Annotated in this window: 15 protein-coding genes; 8 read left to right on the forward strand and 7 right to left on the reverse strand. The window is 70.7% G+C overall.

The genetic code is table 11. The features are described from left to right. Positions 1-210 precede the first annotated feature (210 nt). Positions 211-1,113: a tRNA (adenine-N1)-methyltransferase gene (locus tag HDC93_RS10245; protein ID WP_031108685.1), complete on the reverse strand. Its 903-nt coding sequence runs from the start codon at positions 1,111-1,113 to the stop codon at positions 211-213. Between the two features lie 38 nt (positions 1,114-1,151). Then, entirely contained in the window at positions 1,152-3,158 is a 2,007-nt protein-coding gene (locus tag HDC93_RS39280; RefSeq protein WP_185009373.1) for a site-2 protease family protein, read from the reverse strand. Positions 3,159-3,345: 187 nt separating this feature from the next. Between HDC93_RS39280 and HDC93_RS10255 the strand changes: the two genes are divergently transcribed. Both HDC93_RS10255 and HDC93_RS10260 read left to right on the forward strand, forming a co-directional pair. Beyond that, a complete protein-coding gene (locus HDC93_RS10255; RefSeq protein WP_260419509.1) occupies positions 3,346-4,371 on the forward strand; it encodes a RecB family exonuclease in 1,026 nt (341 codons plus the stop codon). A gap of 54 nt (positions 4,372-4,425) precedes the next feature. After that, a complete protein-coding gene (locus tag HDC93_RS10260; protein ID WP_097215673.1) occupies positions 4,426-5,097 on the forward strand; it encodes a response regulator transcription factor in 672 nt (223 codons plus the stop codon). A 69-nt stretch (positions 5,098-5,166) separates the two neighbouring features. Here the strand turns inward: HDC93_RS10260 and HDC93_RS10265 are convergent, their stop codons facing one another. From HDC93_RS10265 to metH, 4 genes are all read right to left on the reverse strand, one after another. After that, a complete protein-coding gene (locus HDC93_RS10265) occupies positions 5,167-6,750 on the reverse strand; it encodes an ABC transporter substrate-binding protein (protein ID WP_185009377.1) in 1,584 nt (527 codons plus the stop codon). Between the two features lie 108 nt (positions 6,751-6,858). After that, positions 6,859-8,463 (reverse strand): ABC transporter substrate-binding protein, encoded by a 1,605-nt coding sequence (locus HDC93_RS10270; RefSeq protein WP_185009379.1) that lies wholly within the window; start codon positions 8,461-8,463, stop codon positions 6,859-6,861. A 409-nt stretch (positions 8,464-8,872) separates the two neighbouring features. Next, the gene (locus HDC93_RS10275) at positions 8,873-9,613 is read right to left on the reverse strand and encodes an HAD family phosphatase (RefSeq protein WP_185009381.1); all 741 of its coding nucleotides are present in this window, start codon (positions 9,611-9,613) and stop codon (positions 8,873-8,875) included. 125 nt (positions 9,614-9,738) lie between these two features. Next, positions 9,739-13,254 carry a methionine synthase gene (gene metH / locus HDC93_RS10280; RefSeq protein ID WP_185009383.1) on the reverse strand — a complete coding sequence of 1,172 codons (3,516 nt, stop codon included), beginning with the start codon at positions 13,252-13,254 and terminating at the stop codon, positions 9,739-9,741. 302 nt (positions 13,255-13,556) lie between these two features. On the opposite strand from metH, the gene HDC93_RS10285 reads away from it, so the two are divergent. The 6 genes from HDC93_RS10285 to HDC93_RS10310 all read left to right on the forward strand — a co-directional run bounded on the left by HDC93_RS10285 (position 13,557) and on the right by HDC93_RS10310 (position 20,577). Further along, a complete protein-coding gene (locus tag HDC93_RS10285; RefSeq protein ID WP_185009385.1) occupies positions 13,557-14,330 on the forward strand; it encodes an IclR family transcriptional regulator in 774 nt (257 codons plus the stop codon). A 262-nt stretch (positions 14,331-14,592) separates the two neighbouring features. Next, positions 14,593-15,387, forward strand: coding sequence for an MIP/aquaporin family protein (locus HDC93_RS10290; RefSeq protein WP_185009387.1), 795 nt, complete (start codon positions 14,593-14,595; stop codon positions 15,385-15,387). Positions 15,388-15,472: 85 nt separating this feature from the next. Further along, positions 15,473-17,011: a glycerol kinase GlpK gene (gene glpK, locus HDC93_RS10295; protein ID WP_185009389.1), complete on the forward strand. Its 1,539-nt coding sequence runs from the start codon at positions 15,473-15,475 to the stop codon at positions 17,009-17,011. 7 nt (positions 17,012-17,018) lie between these two features. Beyond that, a complete protein-coding gene (locus HDC93_RS10300) occupies positions 17,019-18,635 on the forward strand; it encodes a glycerol-3-phosphate dehydrogenase/oxidase (protein ID WP_185009391.1) in 1,617 nt (538 codons plus the stop codon). A gap of 128 nt (positions 18,636-18,763) precedes the next feature. Further along, complete coding sequence (locus tag HDC93_RS10305; RefSeq protein WP_185009393.1) at positions 18,764-19,435, forward strand: FadR/GntR family transcriptional regulator; 672 nt, start codon at positions 18,764-18,766, stop codon at positions 19,433-19,435. 158 nt (positions 19,436-19,593) lie between these two features. Then, a complete protein-coding gene (locus HDC93_RS10310; protein ID WP_185009395.1) occupies positions 19,594-20,577 on the forward strand; it encodes a PAC2 family protein in 984 nt (327 codons plus the stop codon). A 71-nt stretch (positions 20,578-20,648) separates the two neighbouring features. Here the strand turns inward: HDC93_RS10310 and mshC are convergent, their stop codons facing one another. After that, positions 20,649-21,878 (reverse strand): cysteine--1-D-myo-inosityl 2-amino-2-deoxy-alpha-D-glucopyranoside ligase, encoded by a 1,230-nt coding sequence (gene mshC / locus HDC93_RS10315; RefSeq protein WP_185009397.1) that lies wholly within the window; start codon positions 21,876-21,878, stop codon positions 20,649-20,651. Positions 21,879-21,901 lie beyond the last annotated feature (23 nt).

Here is a 21,901-nt window from a genome sequence, read left to right on the forward strand (position 1 = left end):
GGTTGCGGTTCCTGCCGCTGTGTCAGCGGGCCTGCGCGGCCCCGGCTCCCGCGCACCGTGCCGTGGGCCGCCGCCGCCCGGACGGCAGGTCAACAGCCTCGGGTGCGGGTTCACCCGGGGCGGCAACGGAAAGGCGCCGTGGCGGAGTTCCGATACGGATCCGGGAACTCCGGCACGGCGCCGGTGCGTTGGACGCGGTGACGGGCCGCCTCAGCGGCCGGCGCCGCCGTCGGCGTTGGGACCTGCGTAGTCCTCGCCGTAGGCGCCCTTGGCGGGGCGGCGGCGGCGCATGGGCGGCTCGACGCCGTCGGCGAGGCGGCGCGCGGTGAGCAGGAAGCCGGTGTGGCCGATCATCCGGTGGTCCGGGCGGACGGCCAGGCCCTCGATGTGCCAGTTGCGGATCATCGACTCCCAGGCGCTCGGCTCGTTGAAGCAGCCGATCTCGCGGATGGACTCGACGGTCCGGGCGAGCTGGGTGGTGGTCGCCACGTAGCAGCACAGGATGCCGCCGGGGACGAGCGCCTTGGAGACGGCCTCCAGGCACTCCCAGGGAGCCAGCATGTCGAGGATGACGCGGTCGACGTCGGCGTCGGACAGGTTGTCCTGGAGGTCGCCGACGGTGAGCTGCCAGGCGGGGTGCGGGCCGCCGAAGTAGCGCTCGACGTTCGCCTGGGCGATCTCGGCGAAGTCGGCGCGGCGCTCATAGCTGTGCAGCATGCCCTGGTCGCCGATGGCCCGCAGCAGGAAGCTGCTGAGCGAGCCGGAGCCGACGCCCGCTTCCACGACGCGTGCGCCGGGGAAGATGTCGGCGAAGGCCAGGATCTGCCCCGCGTCCTTGGGGTAGACCACGGCGGCGCCGCGGGGCATGGACAGGACGTAGTCGGGGAGCAGGGGGCGCAGCGCGAGGTAGGCGACGTTCCCCGTGGTGCGGACAACGCTGCCCTCGGGAGCGCCGATCAGCTCGTCGTGGGGGAAGGAACCCTTGTGGGTGTGGAAGTTCTTCCCGGCCTCGAGCGTGAACGTGTAGTGGCGGCCCTTGGGGTCGGTCAGCTGAACCTGGTCCCCGACCTTGAAGGGCCCGCGCCTGCGGGCGGCACCGGTCGGTTCGGACATGTGACCAGCCTACCGGCCCCGGAGAGGGCCACCGACCACTAGGAGGGCCTCGCCATCGCCTTCACGAAGGCACGCTCCACGTCGGCCGCCGACAGGACGCCGTAGATCTCGCCGGTCGCCTCCACCACGAGGTATTCGGTGGCCGGGGTGGCGCGCAGGGCGTCCAGGAGTTCCTCGCCGGAGAGCTCCGCCGAGACGCGCATGCCGTCGGTGAGGTCCTGGGCGAGACCGCTGACGGCGACCCAGGGACGGCGGTGTTCGGGCACGCCGACGATGGCGGCCTCGCGGACGAGGGAGAGCGGCTTGCCGTCGGGGTCGACGACGACCAGGGCGCGGGCCCCGGCGGCGTTGGCGCGGCGCAGCGCCTCGGACAGCGGGGTGTCCGACTCGACGGGGACCGCGCGGCGGGTGAGCGCGCGGGCGCGCAGCTCGGGGAGGTGCTCGCGCAGGCGTGCCATGCGCAGGCTGTTGCCGGCGCCGGTCCAGATGATCGCGGCGAGGATCGCGGCGAGCAGGGCGTCGAGGACGGTGTCCATGCCCACGTTGTCGACGGCGTCGGTGCCGAGGGCGCCGGACTGGGTCAGCAGGGGCAGTCCGATGAGTACGGAGACGGCGAGGGCGCGGCCGACCCAGGCGGCGGCGATGGTGCCCTTCATCGGCTTGCCGGTGATCTTCCAGACGACGGCGCGGAGCATGCGGCCGCCGTCGAGGGGCAGGCCGGGCAGGAGGTTGAAGGCGGCCACGATGAGGTTGGAGATCATCAGGCCCGCGAGCAGGACGCCGGGGACGGTACCGGGTTCCACGGTCTGCGCAGCGCCGTAGAAGACGCCGGCGAGGACGAGGGAGAGCAAGGGCCCGACGAAGGCCAGGATGAACTCCCGGCCGGGGGTCTCGGCCTCCTTCTCGATCTCGGAGACGCCGCCGAAGAACTGGAGCTGAATGCGGCGGACCGGGAGCTTGAAGCGCAGGGCGGCGACGGTGTGCGCCAGTTCGTGGACGAGCACGGAGGCGTAGAAGGCGACCGCGAAGAAGAGGGAGACCAGGTAGCGGGCGGCGCCGAGCTCGGGCAGCACGCGCTCCAGCTGGCCGCCGAACACCCAGGTGATCAGCGCGGCGACGAGGAACCAGCTCGGCGCGACGTACACGGGCACGCCGAAGGGCCGGCCCATGAGCAGCCCGCCCCGGGGCTCCGGCCGGTGGGGGGCGGGGCCCTTGCCGTCGGAGTGGGCGAGGTGGCGGTCGCCGTCGGCGGGGGCGGACGGGGCGGGGTGGTGGTTCGGGTGGCCGGTGCCCGGGGCGGGGGCCGAGGGCTGCAGGGGGCGGTTCTGGTCACCGGAGCCGGGGGCCGGGGCGTGTGCCTTGTGCAGGCGGTCCGCCTCTGGCCCGCCGGGGACGGGTGCCGAGTGCGGGCCGCTGGCGTAGGCGCGGTCGGGGTGCGTGTCACCCTCCGGCGCGTCACCGCCGTCGCGCTCGCCGGGGGCGGGTGCCGCCTGCGGTACGGCGGCGTCGGCATCGGCGGGGACCGGTGCCGTGTGCCGGTCGTCGGCGTAGGCGCGGTCGGGGTGCGTGTCACCCTCCGGCGCGTCACCGCCGTCGCGCTCGCCGGGGGCGGGTGCCGCCTGCGGTACGGCGGCGTCGGTGGGGGCCGTGTGGGGGTTCTCGGCGTCGGGGCGGCCGGGGTGCGTGTCGCCCTCCGGAAGACCGTTCGCGTCGGGCTCGGCGGGCGCTTCGTCACCCCGCGTCGGGCGGTCCGCCGCCGAGTCGTCCCGCGCGGCGTCCGAAGGGGTCGCCGGGGTGTCCGCGGGCGTGGCCGGGCCGGTCGGCTCCGGGGCCGGGGAGGGCCGTTCCGGGGTGAAGGGGCGCTCGTCCGTGGGCTCGGCGGAGGTCGGCTCCGGGGCCGGGGAGGGCCGTTCCGGGGTGAAGGGGCGCTCGTCCGTGGGCTCGGCGGAGGTCGGCTCGGCGGCCCGGGCCGCGGGCCCCGCGTGGCGCTCGGCCGACTCGTCGTTGCCGGACCGCGGCCGCCCGCGCCCGCCGCTCTCGTCCACCGGTGTCCCCTCGATCGAAGCGTCTCCCGCGCCTGCCGGACGGGAGGTCTCGAGTCGATGGTATGCGTCCGTCGCGGTGCGTTCCGCCCCGGCACCCCTGTGTTTCCCGTACGTCGACCCCTTCTCCCGGCTTCCCCCACGCAACACGGCTGGGTCACTGTCAGTGGCGGGCCGTATGGTCTGGGACATGGAGACGAGCACCGAGGGCGCGCCGCGGCCCGACAGCGACCGGGCCGCGGTGGAGGAACCGCCGGTCCCGGCCGGGCCCGCGGAGACGGCAGTGGAGACGGCGGCGGACGCGCGGACGGTGGCGGAGGCGGCGGCCGAGACCGCCGCCGTGAGCGACCTCGTGACCGGGACCACCGCCATAGCGCCCGCCTCGCTGTCCCCCTCGCGTGCGAGTGACTTCATGCAGTGCCCGCTGCTCTACCGCTTCCGGGTCATCGACCGGCTGCCCGAGAAGCCGAGCGAGGCGGCGACCAGGGGCACGCTCGTGCACGCGGTCCTGGAGCGGCTCTTCGACGCCCCGGCCGCCGAGCGGACGCCGCCGCGGGCGAAGTCGCTGATCCCCGGCCAGTGGGACCGGCTGCGCGAGACGCGGCCGGAGGTCGTGGAGCTGTTCGCCGACGATCCCCAGGGCGAGCGGCTGGCGCGCTGGCTGGGCGAGGCGGAGCAGCTCGTCGAGCGCTGGTTCACCTTGGAGGACCCCAGCCGTCTGGAGCCGGCCGAGCGGGAGCTTTTCGTCGAGACCGAGCTGGAGTCCGGGCTGCGGCTGCGCGGCATCATCGACCGGGTCGACGTGGCTCCCACGGGCGAGGTCCGGATCGTCGACTACAAGACCGGAAAGGCACCCCGGCCCGAGTACTCCGAGGGCGCCCTGTTCCAGATGAAGTTCTACGCCCTGGTGGTGTGGCGGCTGAAGAACGTGATCCCCCGGCGGCTCCAGCTGGTCTACCTCGGCAGCGGTCAGGTGCTGACGTACGACCCGGTCCTCGCCGACCTGGAGCGGGTCGAGCGCAAGCTGCTGGCGTTGTGGGAGGCGATCCGGCTGGCCACCGAGACGGGCGACTGGCGGCCGCGCCCCACGAAGCTGTGCGGCTGGTGCGACCACCAGGCCCACTGCCCGGAGTTCGGCGGTACTCCCCCGCCCTATCCGCTGCCGGTGCGCGCGGCGGAGCTGCCGGTGCTGCCGGGGCCGGGTGAGGGCGGCTGAGTCGGGCAGGCCCGCGCAGGGCAGAATGGGGCCGGACTAGCGAAGGAGACTTACGTGGCCATCCGCGTCCTACTGGTCGACGACCAGCCGCTGCTCCGTACCGGCTTCCGGATGATCCTGGAGGCCGAGCAGGACATCGCGGTCGTCGGGGAGGCCGGTGACGGACTGCAGGCACTCGACCAGGTGCGTGCGCTTCAGCCCGATGTGGTTCTGATGGACATCCGTATGCCGCGGATGGACGGTGTGGAGGCGACCCGGCAGATCACCGGGCCGGGGCGGGACGGCCCGGCGAAGGTGCTGGTCCTGACCACCTTCGATCTCGACGAGTACGTGGTGGAGGCGCTGCGCGCCGGCGCCAGCGGGTTCCTGTTGAAGGACGCGCCGGCCAACGAGCTGGTGCAGGCGATCCGGGTCGTGGCCTCGGGCGAGGCGATGCTCGCGCCGAGCATCACGCGCCGGCTGCTCGACAAGTACGCCACGCATCTGCCCTCCGGCGAGGAGCCGGTGCCGGACACGCTGCACACGCTCACCGACCGCGAGGTCGAGGTGCTGAAGCTGGTGGCGCGCGGGCTGTCCAACGCGGAGATCGCCGCCGACCTGTTCGTCAGCGAGACCACCGTCAAGACGCACGTGGGGCATGTGCTGACCAAGCTGGGTCTGCGCGACCGCGTCCAGGCGGCGGTGTACGCCTACGAGAGCGGGCTGGTGCGCCCCGGCGCGCAGTAGCGGCCGCGAGCCGGCATGTGAGAGGGCGCCCCCCGCCGAGCGGGAGGCGCCCTTCTTCACATCGGTGCGTCAGGCGTCCTTGCTGAGCTCCCAGAAGCGGAAGACCGTCGACGCGTCGAGGCAGTACTCCAGGCCGTAGACGCCGTCGCGGACGACCGCGTACTGCTTGGCCTGCCACACGGGCAGGACGGGGAGTTCGTCGGCGACGATGTCCTGCAGCTCCCCGAACTCCTTGTCCGTGGCGGCCCGGTTGGTCAGGGCGGCGGTGCGCGGGATGAGCGAACCGGTGATCGTGCCGTTGTCGTAGTTGTTGCTCAGCACGTTGCCCTTGCCGAAGAAGGGGGCCGTGAAGTTGTCGGCGTCCGGGTAGTCCGGCACCCAGCCCTTCACGTAGACGCCGTACTTGCCGGCGGCGATGTCCTTCTCGTACTGGCCGAAGGAGACGGACTTGACGTCGGCGTCGAACAGGCCGCTGGCGTTGAGCTGGCCGGCGATGGCGTTCAGCTCCTGGTCGGTCGCGGGGCCGTAGCGGGACGGGGTGGACCAGAGGGTCAGCTTCACCTTGCCGGTGATGCCGTCCTCGCGCAGCGCGGCCTGGGCCTTCGCCTTGGACGGGCGGGCGCCGTAGGTGTCGAAGAAGGCCGTGTTGTGGCCCGCGATACCGGCCGGGATGATCGAGTACAGCGGGGTTGCGGTGCCCTGGTAGACGTCCTTGATGAGGGTTTCGCGGTCGAGCAGGTGGGCGATGGCCTTGCGGACGCCGAGCTTGCCGGCGACCGGGTCGTCCATGTTGAACACCAGGTGCTGGACCTCGGCGCTGCTGCCCTCGACGACCTCGACGCCGGTGCCGTCGTCGGACTTCTCGGTGTCGGCGATGTCGCCCGCGGTGAGACCGCGGTAGGCGATGTCGACGTCCCCGTTCTCGATGGCCTGCTTGAGGGCCGTCTGATCGCCGTCGAAGAACTTGAGCGTCACGCCGGTGTTGCTCACCTTGGCGGTGCCCTTGTAGTTCTCGTTGACGGAGAAGACCGCCTGGCCGTCGTCGAACGAGTCGAGCTGGTAGGGGCCGGAGCCGACGGCCTCGCCGTCCTTGCGGAGCCCGTCCGCGTCGTACTGGCCGTGGGCGACGATGGAGCCGGCACCGGAGGCGATCTTGCTCGGGAAGGTGGCGTCGGCCGTGTTGAGACGGAAGACGACCGTCTTGTCGTCCGGCGTCTCGACCTTGTCCAGCATGGGGAACATGATCGCGGGCCCGTCGGGGTCGTTGATCTTCAGCATGCGGTCGAAGGAGAACTTGACGTCCTCGGAGGTGAGCTCGTCACCGTTGCTGAACTTGAGGCCGTCCTTCAGCGTGCACTTGTAGACCGTGGTCTGCGTGTCGGTGAACGCGCAGCTCTCGGCCGCCTCGGGCTGCGGTTCCGTGGCGCCCTTGGGGAAGCTCAGCAGGGACTGGAAGACGTTGTTGAACAACAGCCAGGAGCCGGGGTCGTAGCCGGAGGCCGGGTCCGTGGCCAGGACGTCGTCGGACATCCCCACCACCACATTGGAGCCGTCCCCCGCGGAGTCTCCGCTCTCCGTGCCACAGCCGGTCAGCAGTCCGGAGGCGAGGCCCGCCACGATGGGCAGGACCGGCCACTGGTTGCGAATCTTCACGTGTGTGCCTTGTCGTCGGTTCTCGAGAACTCCCGGAGCGTGTCCCTGGCTCCGGGGCACGGCTCCCCGGGGGCCGCGGTCACAGGCCCCGGGGATCCAGCGGGTGCGTCAGCCGCTCACGCCCCGCCCGAGCTCCCACAGCTGGAGCGTCGAGGCGGAGTTGAGCGCGTAGGCGGTACCCGTGACGTCGTCGCGAGCGGCGACGTACTGCTTGCCCTGCCACAGCGGCAGCATCGGCACATCGCCGGCGACGATGTCCTGAATGTCCGTCAGGCTGGAGGAGGCGGACAGCCGGTCCGCCTCACGGCGGGATTCCGGGATCAGGGTGCCCCGGATCCGGCTGTTGTCGTACGGCGAGCCGAGGGTGTTGTCCGCGTCGAGGAACGGCGCCAGGAAGTTGTCGGCGTCCGGGAAGTCCGGGAACCAGCCCATGCCGTAGACGTCGTACTCGCCCTTCTTCTCGGCCGGGCGGAACGTGTCCCAGGGGGTGCCCTTGATGTCGACGTCGAACAGGCCGCTGGAGTTCAGCTGCTCGCGCAGGACCTCGAACTCCTTCTTGGTGGCCGGACCGTAGTGGTCGGTGGTGTAGTGCAGCGTCAGCTTCACGGGCGTGGTGACGTTCGCCTGGGTGAGCAGGGAACGGGCCTTGGTGACGTTCGGCTCACCGTACTTGTTGAAGAACGAGTTGGAGTGGCCGGTGACGCTGGCCGGGACAAGCGAGTACAGCGGCTCGGCCTGGGAGCCATAGACCTTGGAGATCAGTTCGCTGCGGTTGACGATCTGGGCCATGGCCTGGCGCACGGCCTTGGACTTCACCGTCGGGGCGTCGGTGTTGAAGCCCAGGTAGCGGATCTCGAGGCCGGGCATCTCGACGAGGTCGACGTCGGTGTCCGCGTCGGCCGAGAGCTTGCGGATCTGATCCGGCGACATGGCGCGGGTCATCAGGTCGATGTCGCCCTTGTCCAGCGCCTCGCCCATGGCGTCGGCGTCCTTGAAGGAGACCATGTCGACCTTGTCGTTGTTCACCTTGAGGGTCCCCTTGTAGTCGGGGTTCTTGGTGAACTCGGCCTTGACCAGCTCGCCGTCCTCGACGTCGGCCTTGAGGGTGTACGGGCCGGAACCCTCCAGGTCGAAGCCGTCGCGCAGCTTGTTCTTGGGGTAGTCGTCGGGGTCGACGATGCCGGCGACCGGGGTCGACAGCTTGTACGGGAACGTCGCGTCGGCCGTCTTCAGATGAAAGATGACCTCGCGGTCGCCCTGCGTCTCGACGGTGTCGATGGTGGACAGCAGCGCGAACACGCCGCTGTCGGCCTTGAGGGACCGGGCGCGGTCGATGGAGTACTTCACATCGCCCGCCGTGACAGCGTTGCCGTTGGCGAACGTCAGGCCGTCGCGCAGGGTGCAGGCGTAGCGCTCGTTGCCGGTGTCGGTGAAGCCGCACCGCTCGGCGGCCTCCGGTACGGGCTCGCCCTCGCCGCGCGGCTGGATCATCAGGGTCTGCACGGTCTGGCGCAGGATGTTCCAGGTGCCGACGTCGTAGGCGTAGGCGGGATCGAGGGGCGCGGGGGCGTCCTTCGAGGCGGTGAACCGGTCCGTGGTGCCGACGACGATCGCGCCGCTGTCGCTGCTCCCGCTGTCGGACCCACCGCAGGCGGCGAGCACCGGCGCGAGCAGGCCGATCACGGCCGGCAGCACCAAAGTCTTGCGGTTCATGCTCGAGTTTCTCCAGAGCTGTCGACTCCGTGTACCCGGCATGCAGGGGTGGCGCAGCGGATCACGGGGGTGGGGCGAGGTTCTCGCGACGAGATTAGTCGGGGCCGGCAGGAGGGTTCACAGCCAGCGGAGTTGAGCACCCATCACGCTGCGGAACCGGGCGTGGACAGACCGAAGGCCCGACAGCGGAAGCTTTGGTGCAGCGCTCCATCAATCGGGACACAAGGGCACGCCGACGGACCCCTGAAGGGGGTGTCCAGCACACGCGGGATCTGCTGTCGACCGCGGACTGCGTGGGGAACGTCACACGCGTAAACGGGTTCGAAGGTACGGGAATTCGATCGTCCGTCGGGGTTTGAATTCGCCTTCGGAATTTCCGTCCAAACACCGCTGCACGCTGGGTGAACGCCTAGCGCATTTCCGTCATCAGCCCGTGCAGAAATGTCAGGTCGACCTCTTCGAGGGAGCTCACGACCGTGCGGCGCAGAGCCGGGGCGATGGGGGCCACGGAGGGCACGGCCACGACCTGGCAGCCCGCGGCCTCGGCCGCGGCGACCCCCGTCGCGGTGTCCTCGATGACGGCGCACCGGGCCGGGTCCGCGCCGAGCCCGGAGGCGGCGGCCAGATACGGGTCGGGGTGCGGCTTGGTGCGCGGCACCTCGTCGCCGGCCACCGTCAGGCTGAAGTGGTGGGCGCCGAGCGAGGTCAGCACCCGGTCGATGATGCGCCGGTGGGAGGCGGAGACGAGGGCGGTGGGGATCTCGTACTCGTACAGCTCGGCGAGCAGCCGTCCGGCGCCCGGCATCAGCGGCAGGGCGCGGTCGATGCGGGCCTCGAAGCCGTTGTTCAGGAGCACGGTGAGCTCGTCGAGGGGGATGTCGGCGCCGGTGGCCTCGATGAGGAAGCCCGCGCTGCGGGTCATGGGGCCGCCGACCACGACGTGCCGCCAGGACTCGTCGAGTGTGTGGCCGAGGGAGGCGAAGACCTCGACCTCGACGTCCCACCAGAAGCCCTCGGTGTCCACCAGGGTGCCGTCCATGTCGAGGAGCACGGCTTGGAGGGCCGATCCTTCGGCGGTTGGGGTATCCCCTGCTCGAGCGGAGCCGAGAGCTTGGGGAAGGGTTCCGAGCGCGGGGACCGTACTGGTCATCCACGTACCTCCTTGAGGGACGTTCAGGCCGGCTCCCACGAGGGGAACCGGCCTGCGGTGGACCGACCAGTCTACGTCGTGCGCGCTCGAAGCGCCTCTTTTGGCCCGTGTGCCCGGTGGGAGGCTCAGCGGGCGTTGAAGTACTTCGCCTCCGGGTGGTGGATCACGATGGCGTCCGTGGACTGCTCGGGGTGCAGCTGGAACTCCTCGGACAGCTCGACGCCGATGCGCTCCGGTTCGAGCAGGTCGGCGATCTTGGCCCGGTCCTCCAGGTTGGGGCAGGCGCCGTACCCGAGAGAGAAGCGGGCGCCCCGGTACTTCAGCTCGAACATGCCCTGCATCTCGTCGGGGTCCTCGCCGGCGAAGCCGAGCTCGGAGCGCACGCGTGCGTGCCAGTACTCGGCGAGCGCCTCGGCCAGCTGTACGGACAGTCCGTGCAGTTCGAGGTAGTCGCGGTAGGCGTTGGCCTCGAAGAGCCGCGCGGTCTCCTCGCCGATGCGCGAGCCGACGGTGACGACCTGGAGGCCGACGACGTCGGTCTCGCCGGACTCCTCCGGGCGGAAGAAGTCGGCCAGGCACAGACGGCGGCCGCGGCGCTGGCGCGGGAAGGTGAAGCGGGTGCGTTCGTTGCCCTGCTCGTCCAGGATGATCAGGTCGTCGTCCTTGGAGACGCACGGGAAGTAGCCGTAGACCACGGCCGCCTCCAGCATGTTCTCCGTCTGGAGCCGGTCCAGCAGGCCGCGCAGCCGGGGCCGGCCCTCGCTCTCGACGAGCTCCTCGTAGGACGGGCCCTCGCCGGTGCGGGCCTGCTTCAGGCCCCACTGGCCCTTGAACAGGGCGCCCTCGTCGAGCCAGCTCGCGTACTCCTTGAGCTGGATGCCCTTGATGACGCGGGTGCCGCGGAAGGGCGGCTCGGGGACGGGATTGTCGGTGGCGACGTCGGAGCGGACGTGCCCCTCCTCGGGGCGCTCCTCGGTAGCGGCCGGGGCCGTGGCCCTGACCCGGCGCTGCTTGAGTTCGGGCAGCTTCGCGCCGGGCACGCCGCGCTTGACGCCGATGAGGGCGTCCATCAGACGCAGGCCCTCGAAGGCGTCGCGGGCGTAGCGGACCTCGCCCTGGTAGATCTCGTGCAGGTCCTGTTCGACGTAGGCGCGGGTGAGGGCGGCGCCGCCCAGGATGACCGGGTAGCCGGAGGCCAGGCCGCGCTGGTTGAGCTCCTCCAGGTTCTCCTTCATGATCACCGTGGACTTCACCAGCAGCCCGGACATGCCGATGACGTCTGCCTTGTGCTCCTCGGCGGCTTCCAGGATCGCGGAGACCGGCTGCTTGATGCCGAGGTTGACGACGTTGTAGCCGTTGTTGGACAGGATGATGTCGACGAGGTTCTTGCCGATGTCGTGCACGTCGCCGCGCACGGTGGCCAGCACGATGGTGCCCTTGCCGGCCTCGTCGGTCTTCTCCATGTGGGGTTCGAGGTGGGCGACGGCCGTCTTCATGACCTCGGCGGACTGCAGGACGAACGGCAGCTGCATCTGGCCGGAGCCGAACAGTTCACCGACGACCTTCATGCCGTCCAGCAGGGTCTCGTTGACGATGTCGAGCGCGGGCCGCTCCCGGAGGGCCGCGTCGAGGTCCGCCTCGAGGCCGTTCTTCTCGCCGTCGATGATGCGCCGCTTGAGGCGCTCGTCCAGCGGCAGGGCGGCCAGTTCCTCGGCCTTGCCGGCTTTGAGGGACTTGGCGGTGGCGCCCTCGAACAGCTGCATGAGCTTCTGCAGCGGGTCATAGCCCTCGGCGCGGCGGTCGTGGATGAGGTCCAGGGCGGTCTGGACCTCCTCCTCGCTGAAGCGGGCGATCGGGAGGATCTTCGACGCGTGCACGATCGCCGAGTCCAGTCCGGCCTTGACGCACTCGTCGAGGAAGACGGAGTTCAGCAGGATGCGGGCGGCCGGGTTGAGGCCGAAGGAGATGTTGGACAGGCCGAGCGTGGTCTGCACCTTCGGGTGGCGCCGCTTGAGCTCGCGGATGCCCTCGATGGTGGCGATGCCGTCCTTACGGGACTCCTCCTGGCCGGTGCAGATGGTGAAGGTCAGGCAGTCGACGAGGATGTCCTCCTCGTGGATGCCCCAGTTGCCCGTCAGGTCCTCGATGAGCCGTTCGGCGATCTCGACCTTCTTCTCGGCGGTGCGGGCCTGGCCCTCCTCGTCGATGGTGAGCGCGATGAGGGCGGCGCCGTGCTCCTGGGCCAGGGCCGTGACCTTGGCGAAGCGGGACTCGGGGCCGTCGCCGTCCTCGTAGTTCACCGAGTTGATCACCGCGCGGCCGCCGAGCTTCTCCAGACCGGCCCGGATGACGTCGACCTCGGTGGAGTCCAGCACGATCGGCAGGGTGGAGGCGGTGGCGAAGCGGCCGGCCAGTTCCTCCATGTCGGCGACGCCGTCGCGGCCGACGTAGTCCACGCACAGGTCGAGCATGTGCGCGCCCTCGCGGATCTGGTCGCGGGCCATCTCCACGCAGTCGTCCCAGCGGCCGTCCAGCATGGCCTCGCGGAACTTCTTCGAGCCGTTGGCGTTGGTGCGCTCGCCGATGGCCAGGTAGGAGGTGTCCTGCCGGAACGGCACGGACTGGTACAGGGAGGCCGCGCCCGGCTCGGGCTGCGGGGCACGCTCCGTCGGGGCGGTGTCCCGGACGCGCTCGACCAGCTGCCGCAGGTGTTCCGGGGTGGTGCCGCAGCAGCCGCCGACGAGCGAGAGGCCGTAGTCCCGGACGAAGGTGCCCTGGGCCTCGGCCAGCTCGGGCGCGGTCAGCGGGTAGTGCGCGCCGTCCTTGGTCAGCACCGGCAGGCCCGCGTTGGGCATGCAGGACAGCGGGATGCGCGAGTGCCGGGACAGGAAGCGCAGGTGCTCGCTCATCTCGGCCGGGCCCGTGGCGCAGTTCAGGCCGATCATGTCGATGCCGAGCGGCTCCAGCGCGGTCAGGGCAGCCCCGATCTCGGAGCCGAGCAGCATGGTCCCGGTCGTCTCGACGGTGACGGAGACGATCAGCGGTACGGACTGGCCGGTGGCCTCCATCGCCCGGCGGGCGGCGATGACGGAGGCCTTGGTCTGGAGCAGGTCCTGGGTGGTCTCCACGAGCAGCGCGTCGGCGCCGCCGGCGAGCAGGCCCTCGGCGTTCTGCTGGTAGGCGTCCCGGATGGCACCGAAGGTGGTGTGGCCGAGGGTGGGCAGCTTGGTGCCGGGGCCCATCGAGCCGAGCACCCAGCGCTGCTGCCCGGTGCTGCGGGTGAACTCGTCGGCCACCTCGCGCGCGATCCGGGCACCGGCCTCGGACAGCTCGGTGACGCGTTCGGGGATGTCGTACTCGCCGAGGGCGGTGAGGTTGGCGCCGAAGGTGTTGGTCTCCACGCAGTCCACACCGACGTCGAAGTACTCGGAGTGGACCGAACGGACGATGTCCGGGCGCGTCAGATTGAGGATCTCGTTGCAGCCTTCGAGATTCTCGAAGTCCTCGAGCGTGGGGTCCTGCGCCTGGAGCATGGTGCCCATCGCTCCGTCGGCCACGACCACACGGGTGGCCAGGGCTTCTCGGAGCGCGGACACACGGGCCCGGCTGTCTGCGGAAGGGGTCGGCGGCAACGAGGCCATGAAAAGGGCTCCCTCGGATGCGACGGCTGTCGGCTTTGCGGCTTCCCGGACAGCCGGAGGGCATCCGGGATGGGCGCACCGCGCCAGCGTAACCGGGAGTGGGCTTGGATGGGCAGCACGTCCACGGGGCGGACTCCGGTGGTGCCGGATCGGCCGCCGGGCGACGTGTCGGCCACCCGTGGCGCAAAAATGGCGTCCTGCCATTAGCGAGAGGTCGACATCGACCGGTAGTGTTCGACATTGCCGAACGACGGCTGTGGTGCCGCTTGTCGGCGGTCGAAGGGGACGGAGGCAGTACGGCGATGGCACGGAACATCCAGTCGCTCGAACGGGCGGCCGCGATGCTGCGGCTCCTCGCGGGCGGCGAGCGGCGGCTCGGCCTGTCGGACATCGCCTCGTCGCTGGGCCTGGCCAAAGGCACCGCCCACGGCATCCTGCGCACCCTCCAGCAGGAGGGTTTCGTGGAGCAGGACGACGTCTCCGGGCGCTACCAGCTGGGCGCCGAGCTGCTGCGCCTGGGCACCACCTACCTCGATGTGCACGAGCTGCGGGCGCGCGCCCTGGTGTGGACCGACGACCTGGCCCGCTCCAGCGGCGAGAGCGTCTATCTGGGCGTCCTGCACCAGCAGGGCGTACTGATCGTGCACCACGTCTTCCGGCCCGACGACAGCCGGCAGGTGCTGGAGATCGGCGCCATGCAGCCGCTGCACTCCACGGCCCTGGGCAAGGTGCTGTCCGCCTACGACCCGGTGGCGCACAGCGAGGCGCTGGAGGCCGACCGCAAGGCGTTCACCGATCGGACCGTGTGCGAGCCGGAGGGCTTCGAGCACATCCTCGACGTCACGCGGGCGCGGGGGTACGCGGCGGACGTGGAGGAGACCTGGGAGGGCGTGGCGTCCCTCGCCGCCCCCATCCACGACCGGCGGCGCATGCCGGTCGGCTCGGTCGGCATCACCGGCGCCGTGGAGCGGCTGTGCCGGTCCGACGAAGAAGGAGCGCTGCGGCCGGAGCTGATCGCGGCGGTGCGGGACTGCGCCCGCGCGGTCTCGCGGGACCTGGGCGCCGGGCGGTTCTGACGGCACACGAAAGGACCGGGGCGCCGTACGGCGCCCCGGTCCTCGGCATGTCCGCGCCCACCTGCGGCAAAGATCCTTGGGACCGCAGCGATCAGTAACGATCGTATTTTCGACAACACAGCTCTTGACGTGTTCGTAACGCCGAAGCAAGACTCCCGTCCATCGGTCGACATTGTCGAACAGCTACCGGCAATACGCGCTAGAGTGTGACAACGCCAGGCCGGTATCGAACTTCCCTGGACGTATGACAAAGGAGTCGCGGGTGTCCAGCTCCGACATCTTCATCGGCGAGACCATCGGTACCGCCATACTCATCCTCCTCGGCGGCGGCGTCTGTGCCGCCGTCACGCTGAAGGCCTCCAAGGCTCGTAACGCCGGCTGGCTCGCCATCACCTTCGGGTGGGGCTTCGCGGTACTCACGGCGGTCTACACCTCGGCGCCGCTCTCCGGCGCCCATCTGAATCCGGCCGTGACGCTGGCCATCGCCATCAAGGACGGCGACTGGAAGAACGTCCCGGTCTACTGGGCCGGTCAGGTCCTCGGCGCCATGATCGGTGCCGCTCTGGTCTGGATCGCTTACTACGGTCAGTTCCACGCCCACCTCACCGACCGCGAGATAGTCGGCGGTCCGGGTGCGCAGGACACCACGGTCAAGGCCGTCGAGGCCCAGGAGAAGGGCGCCGGCCCCGTGCTGGGCGTCTTCTCCACCGGCCCCGAGGTCCGTGTCGCCTGGCAGAACATCGCCACGGAGGTGATCGGCACCATCGTGCTGGTGCTCGCCGTGCTCACCCAGGGCCTGAACGACAAGGGCAACGGCCTGGGCACCCTGGGCGCCCTGATCACCGCGCTCGTCGTGGTCTCCATCGGCCTGTCCCTCGGCGGCCCGACGGGGTACGCGATCAACCCGGCCCGTGACCTCGGTCCGCGCATCGTGCACGCCCTGCTGCCGCTGCCCAACAAGGGCGGCTCCGACTGGGGCTACGCCTGGGTTCCGGTGGTCGGCCCGCTCATCGGCGGGGCCATCGCCGCAGGCATATACAACGTCGCGTTCGCCTAGGAGCGGCATTTACCGCCGCTTCGCGAAACTCTCGGCACGCGCCGTACGTAAAGCCCCATAAACACGGAACTTTCCAGGAGACACAGTGACCGACGCGCACACCGCCGGCCCCTTCATCGCCGCCATCGACCAGGGCACCACCTCCAGCCGCTGCATCGTCTTCGACCGGGACGGCCGGATCGTCTCCGTCGACCAGAAGGAACACGAGCAGATCTTCCCGAAGCCGGGCTGGGTCGAGCACAACGCCACCGAGATCTGGACCAACGTCCAGGAGGTCGTCGCCGGGGCCATCGAGAAGGCCGGCATCACCCGGGACGACATCAAGGCCATCGGCATCACCAACCAGCGCGAGACGACCGTGCTGTGGGACAAGAACACCGGTGAGCCCGTCCACAACGCCATCGTCTGGCAGGACACCCGCACCGACGCCCTCTGCCGCGAGCTCGGCCGCAACGTCGGCCAGGACCGCTTCCGCCGCGAGACCGGCCTCCCCCTCGCCTCCTACTTCGCCGGCCCCAAGGCCCGCTGGCTGCTCGACAACGTCGACGGCCTGAAGGAGCGCGCCGAGGCGGGCGACATCCTCTTCGGCACCATGGACACCTGGGTCATCTGGAACCTGACCGGTGGTGTCGACGGCGGCAAGCACGTCACGGACGTCACCAACGCCTCGCGCACGATGCTGATGAACCTGCACACCATGCAGTGGGACGACAAGATCTGCGAGTCGATCGGCGTCCCGAAGCAGATCCTGCCCGAGATCCGCTCCTCCGCCGAGGTCTACGGCGAGATCACCGGCGGCAAGCTGGGCGACCTGCTCGGCGGCATCCCGGTCGCCTCCGCGCTCGGCGACCAGCAGGCCGCCCTGTTCGGCCAGACCTGCTTCGCCGAGGGCGAGACCAAGTCGACCTACGGCACCGGCACCTTCATGGTGATGAACACCGGTGACAAGATCATCAACTCCTACAGCGGCCTGCTGACCACCGTCGGCTACAAGATCGGCGACCAGAAGACGGTCTACGCCCTGGAGGGCTCGATCGCGGTCACCGGTTCGCTGGTGCAGTGGATGCGCGACCAGATGGGCCTCATCTCCACCGCCGCCGAGATCGAGACCCTCGCCCTGTCGGTCGAGGACAACGGCGGCGCCTACTTCGTGCCGGCCTTCTCGGGCCTGTTCGCCCCGTACTGGCGCTCCGACGCCCGCGGTGTGATCGCCGGTCTGACCCGGTACGTCACCAAGGCGCACCTCGCGCGCGCCGTCCTGGAGGCGACCGCCTGGCAGACGCGGGAGATCGCCGACGCCATGACCAAGGACTCCGGCGTGGAGCTGGCCGCCCTGAAGGTCGACGGCGGCATGACCTCCAACAACCTGCTGATGCAGACCCTCGCCGACTTCGTGGACGCCCCCGTGGTGCGCCCGATGGTCGCCGAGACCACCTGCCTCGGCGCCGCCTACGCCGCCGGTCTCGCCGTCGGCTTCTGGAACAGCACCGACGACCTGCGCGCCAACTGGCGGCGGGCCGCCGAGTGGACCCCCCGCATGGACGCGGAGACCCGCGCCCGTGAGTACAAGAACTGGCTCAAGGCCGTCGAGCGGACCATGGGCTGGCTCGAGGACGAGGAGTAAGAACAGCATGACCACCAAGTCCACCCTGCAGTCCGTGCCTGCCCTGGGGACGCACCCGGCCTCCGGCTCGAACCCGAGCCGAGCCGAGACCAGGGAGCAGCTCTCCAAGGCGTCGTACGACCTTCTCGTGATCGGCGGCGGCATCCTGGGCATCTCCACCGCCTGGCACGCCGCGCAGTCCGGCCTCAGGGTGGCTCTGGTGGACGCCGGCGACTTCGCCGGCGCCACGTCCTCCGCCTCCTCCAAGCTCCTCCACGGCGGTCTGCGCTACCTGCAGACCGGCGCGGTGAAGCTGGTGGCGGAGAACCACTTCGAGCGCCGTGCGGTCTCCCGCCAGGTGGCTCCCCACCTGGCGAACCCGCTCACGTTCTACCTCCCCGTGTACAAGGGCGGGCCGCACGGCGCGGCGAAGCTCGGCGCGGGCGTCTTCGCCTACTCCGCGCTCTCCGCGTTCGGCGACGGCGTGGGACACCTGCTCTCGCCGGCCAAGGCCGCGCAGGACGTGCCCGAGCTGCGCACCGAGAACCTCAAGGCCGTGGCCGTCTACGGCGACGACCAGATGAACGACGCCCGCATGGCGCTGATGACGGTCCGCGGGGCCGTCGAGGCGGGTGCGGTCGTCCTGAACCACGCCGAGGTGACCGGCCTGCGCTTCACGCAGGGCCGAGTCACCGGCGCCGACCTGAAGGACCGCCTGTCCGGCGACGAGTTCGGCGTCAGCGCCCGGCTGGTGCTGAACGCGACCGGCCCGTGGGTCGACCACCTGCGCAAGATGGAGGACCCGAACGCGGCGCCGTCCATCCGCCTGTCGAAGGGCGCGCACCTGGTCCTCAAGCGCACCTCCCCCTGGAAGGCCGCGCTCGCCACCCCGATCGACAAGTACCGCATCACCTTCGCCCTCCCCTGGGAGGACATGCTGCTGCTCGGCACCACCGACGAGGTGTTCGAGGGTGACCCGGCGGACGTCTCGGTCACCGAGCAGGACATAACCCAGATTCTCGACGAGGCCGCCTTCTCGGTCCGCGACCAGCAGCTCAGCCGCGACCTCATCACCTACTCCTTCGCCGGCCTGCGGGTGCTGCCGGGCGGCCCCGGCGACACCGCCAAGGCCAAGCGCGAGACGGTGGTGACCGAGGGGCGGGGCGGCATGCTGTCCATCGCGGGCGGCAAGTGGACCACCTTCCGGCACATCGGCCGCACGATCATGAAGAAGCTGGAGACGCTGCCGGGCCACCCGCTGGGCGACGACTTCGAGCCGATCAGCGCGCTGCCGAAGAAGCTGCCGCTGCCCGGCATCGCCAACCCGCGCGCGGTCGCCCACCGGCTGCTCACCGACCGGCCGGCGCCCGGCCCGCGCATGGCGGCCGACACGGCCAGGCACCTGGCCACGCACTACGGCTCGCTGGCCTTCGACATCGCCCGCATGGCCAACGAGAGCCCCGAGCTCGCCGAGCGCGTCCACCCCGACGCCCCGGAGATCTGGGCGCAGGTCGTCTGGGCCCGGGACCACGAGTGGGCCGAGACGCAGGACGACGTGCTACGCCGCCGCACGACGCTGACGATCCGCGGCCTCGCCACGGACGACGTCCGCGCCAAGGTGCAGGACCTGCTCGACAAGAAGTAGGCACGGGGCCGGGGGATCCATGATCCGGAAGGGGCGGTTCCACGCCGACGGAGCCGCCCCTTCCGCGTTCCCTCGCCCGCATAATGACCGGATACGTCGGAGGTCTTGAACGCACTGGGAGGCCGGTCATGGCAGTCACCGACGAGGCGATCGAAAAGATCAAGGGAATGATCGTCTCCGGCGCGCTGCGCCCGGGCGACCGGCTGCCCAGGGAGAGCGAACTCGCCGCCGACCTCGGGCTGTCCCGCAACTCCCTGCGGGAGGCGGTGCGCGCCCTGTCACTGATCCGGATCCTGGACGTACGGCAGGGCGACGGCACCTACGTCACCAGCCTCGACCCGCAACTGCTGCTGGAGGCGCTGAGCTTCGTCGTCGACTTCCACCGCGACGACACGGTCCTGGAGTTCCTCGCCGTGCGCCGCATCCTGGAGCCGGCCGCGACCGAGATGGCGGCCGTGCGGATCAGCGAGCAGCAACTGGACGCGCTGACGGCCCAGCTGGACAAGCTCGGTGAGGCCCCGTCGGTGGAGGATCTGGTCGCCTGCGACCTGGAGTTCCACCGGGGCATCGTGCACAGCTCGGGCAACTCCGTGCTGTGCTCGCTGCTCGACGGGCTGTCGGGCCCCACCACCCGGGCGCGGATCTGGCGCGGCCTCACACAGGAGGACGCCGTCGCCCGCACCCTGCGCGAGCACCGGGCGATCCTCGCCGCCCTGCGCGACCGGGACGCCGAGGCGGCTCGCTCATGGGCGACCGTGCACATCGCGAGTGTGGAGCAGTGGCTGCGCTCCACGCTGTGACCAGGGCATCACGGACCGCTCGGATGAATCCCGGGTGTTCAGGGGCGGATCGCGGGGCAGTGATGGGGGCACTCCCCCTGCAAGGGGGCTGCGGGCGCCCCCGCGGCACGCCGTAAGGTTGGGTGGTCAAGCGAGGGCACGTCGGAAGGAGGCGCTGGGTGATCGAGCTCGAGGGGGTTCCCGAGCTGGTCGACCCGGTCATGGTGGCCGCGTTCGAGGGCTGGAACGACGCCGGCGACGCCGCCTCCACCGCGGTCGCGCATCTGGACAGGGAATGGAAGGGTGAGGTCTTCGCGGCGCTGGACGCCGAGGACTACTACGACTTCCAGGTGAACCGCCCCACGGTGTTCATGGAAGCGGGCGTCCGCAAGATCACCTGGCCCACGACCAGGCTGTCGGTGGTCCGGGTCGGCGGCGAGAAACCGCGCGACCTCGTCCTGGTGAGGGGCATCGAACCCTCCATGCGCTGGCGGTCGTTCTGCAACGAACTGCTCGGCTTCGCGCACGAACTGGGCGTGGAACTGGTGGTCGTCCTGGGCGCCCTGCTCGGCGACACCCCGCACACCCGTCCGGTCCCGATCAGCGGCACCACGTCCGACCCGGACCTGGCCCGCCGCATGGATCTGGAGGAGACCAAGTACGAGGGCCCCACGGGCATCGTCGGCGTTCTCCAGGAGGCGTGCACGCACGCGGGCGTCCCGGCCGTGTCGCTCTGGGCGGCGGTGCCGCACTACGTGTCGCAGCCGCCCAACCCGAAGGCGACGCTGGCCCTGCTGAACCGCCTGGAGGACCTGATCGACGTGCGCGTCCCGCTGGGCGAGCTGCCCGAGGACGCGCGCGCCTGGCAGGTCGGCGTGGATCAGCTGGCCGCCGAGGACAGCGAGGTCGCCGAGTACGTCCAGTCGCTGGAGGAGGCCCGGGACACCGCCGAGTTGCCGGAGGCGTCCGGCGAGGCCATCGCCCGGGAGTTCGAGCGCTATCTGCGGCGCCACGACGGCGGCGGACCGCCCGCGCCGGGCGGTCACGCCACGGCGGACGGCAGCGACAGCACGTCGTACCTGCGGGACAACCCCAGCGGCCGCACCCGCCCGCCCAAGCCGCCGAAGCCGGGCACGGACGACGACGAGTCGTCGGACGACTGAGGGCACGGCGGCAAAGCCAAGAGGGGCGTCTCCCGGCCGGGAGACGCCCCTCTGCGTACTTCTCGCGGTGGCTACAGCGCTACACCCAGCAGCGCGTCCACCGCCCGGGAGACCACCCCGGGCGCGCCGATGTCCGTACCGCCGCTCTGCTCCTGAAGCGCGACCCAGCGGTCGACCGCGGTGAGCGCGGCCGGCGCGTCCAGGTCGTCGGCGAGGGCCTCGCGGATCTCGTCGACGAGCGCCTCCGCCGGGGGCCCGTCGGGCCGGGACACGGCGGCCCGCCAGCGGCCGAGCCGTGCGACGGCGTCCGGAAGGACCTGGTCGGTGTACTCCCAGTCGGCGCGGTAGTGGTGGGCGAGCAGCGCGAGCCGGATGGCGGCCGGGTCGACGCCGTCGTGCCGGAGCTTGGAGACGAAGACCAGGTTGCCCTTGGACTTGGACATCTTCTCGCCGTCCAGGGCGACCATGCCGGCGTGCACGTACGCCTTGGCCATGGGGAACTCGCCGGTGAGGGCCTGGGCGTGCGAGGCGCCCATCTCGTGGTGCGGGAAGGCGAGGTCGGAGCCGCCGCCCTGGATGTCGAAGCCCATGCCGAGGTGGTCGAGGGCGATGGCCACGCACTCGATGTGCCAGCCGGGCCGTCCGCGCCCGAGCGATCCGCCGTCCCAGCTGGGTTCGCCCTCGCGGGCCGCCATCCACAGCATCGGGTCGAGCGGGTTCTTCTTCCCGGGGCGGTCGGGGTCGCCGCCACGCTCGGCGGACAGCAGCCGCATCGCGGCGGCGTCGAGGTTCGAGACCTTGCCGAAGTGCGGGTCGGACTCGACGGAGAAGTAGACGTCCCCCTCCAGTTCATAGGCCGCGCCCATGTCCCGGAGCCGCTCGACGAGCGGGACGATCCCGGGTATGGCCTCGACGGCGCCTATGTACTGCCGCGGCGGCAGCATCCTCAGGGCCGTCATGTCCTCGCGGAAGAGGGCCGTCTCCTTCTCGGCGAGCGCGGCCCAGTCGAGGCCGTCGCGCTGCGCCCGCTCCAGGAGCGGGTCGTCGACGTCGGTGACGTTCTGGACGTAGTGAACCTGCCGCTTGGTGTCGAGCCACACGCGCTGCACGAGGTCGAACGCGTTGTAGGTCGCCGCGTGTCCCAGGTGCGTGGCGTCGTACGGGGTGATGCCACAGACATAGATACGGGCGACGGGACCGGGGTCGAGAGTGACGAGGCCGCCGGTCGCGGTGTCGTGGATCCTCAGGTCGCGGCCCTGACCAGGCAGGGCGGGGACCTCGGAAGCGGGCCAGGCATGCATGCCATGAGCCTAACCGGACTGAA

Origin of the sequence: Streptomyces sp. AK010, from assembly GCF_014207295.1 — a bacterium.
In the GTDB taxonomy this organism is placed as follows: domain Bacteria; phylum Actinomycetota; class Actinomycetes; order Streptomycetales; family Streptomycetaceae; genus Streptomyces; species Streptomyces massasporeus.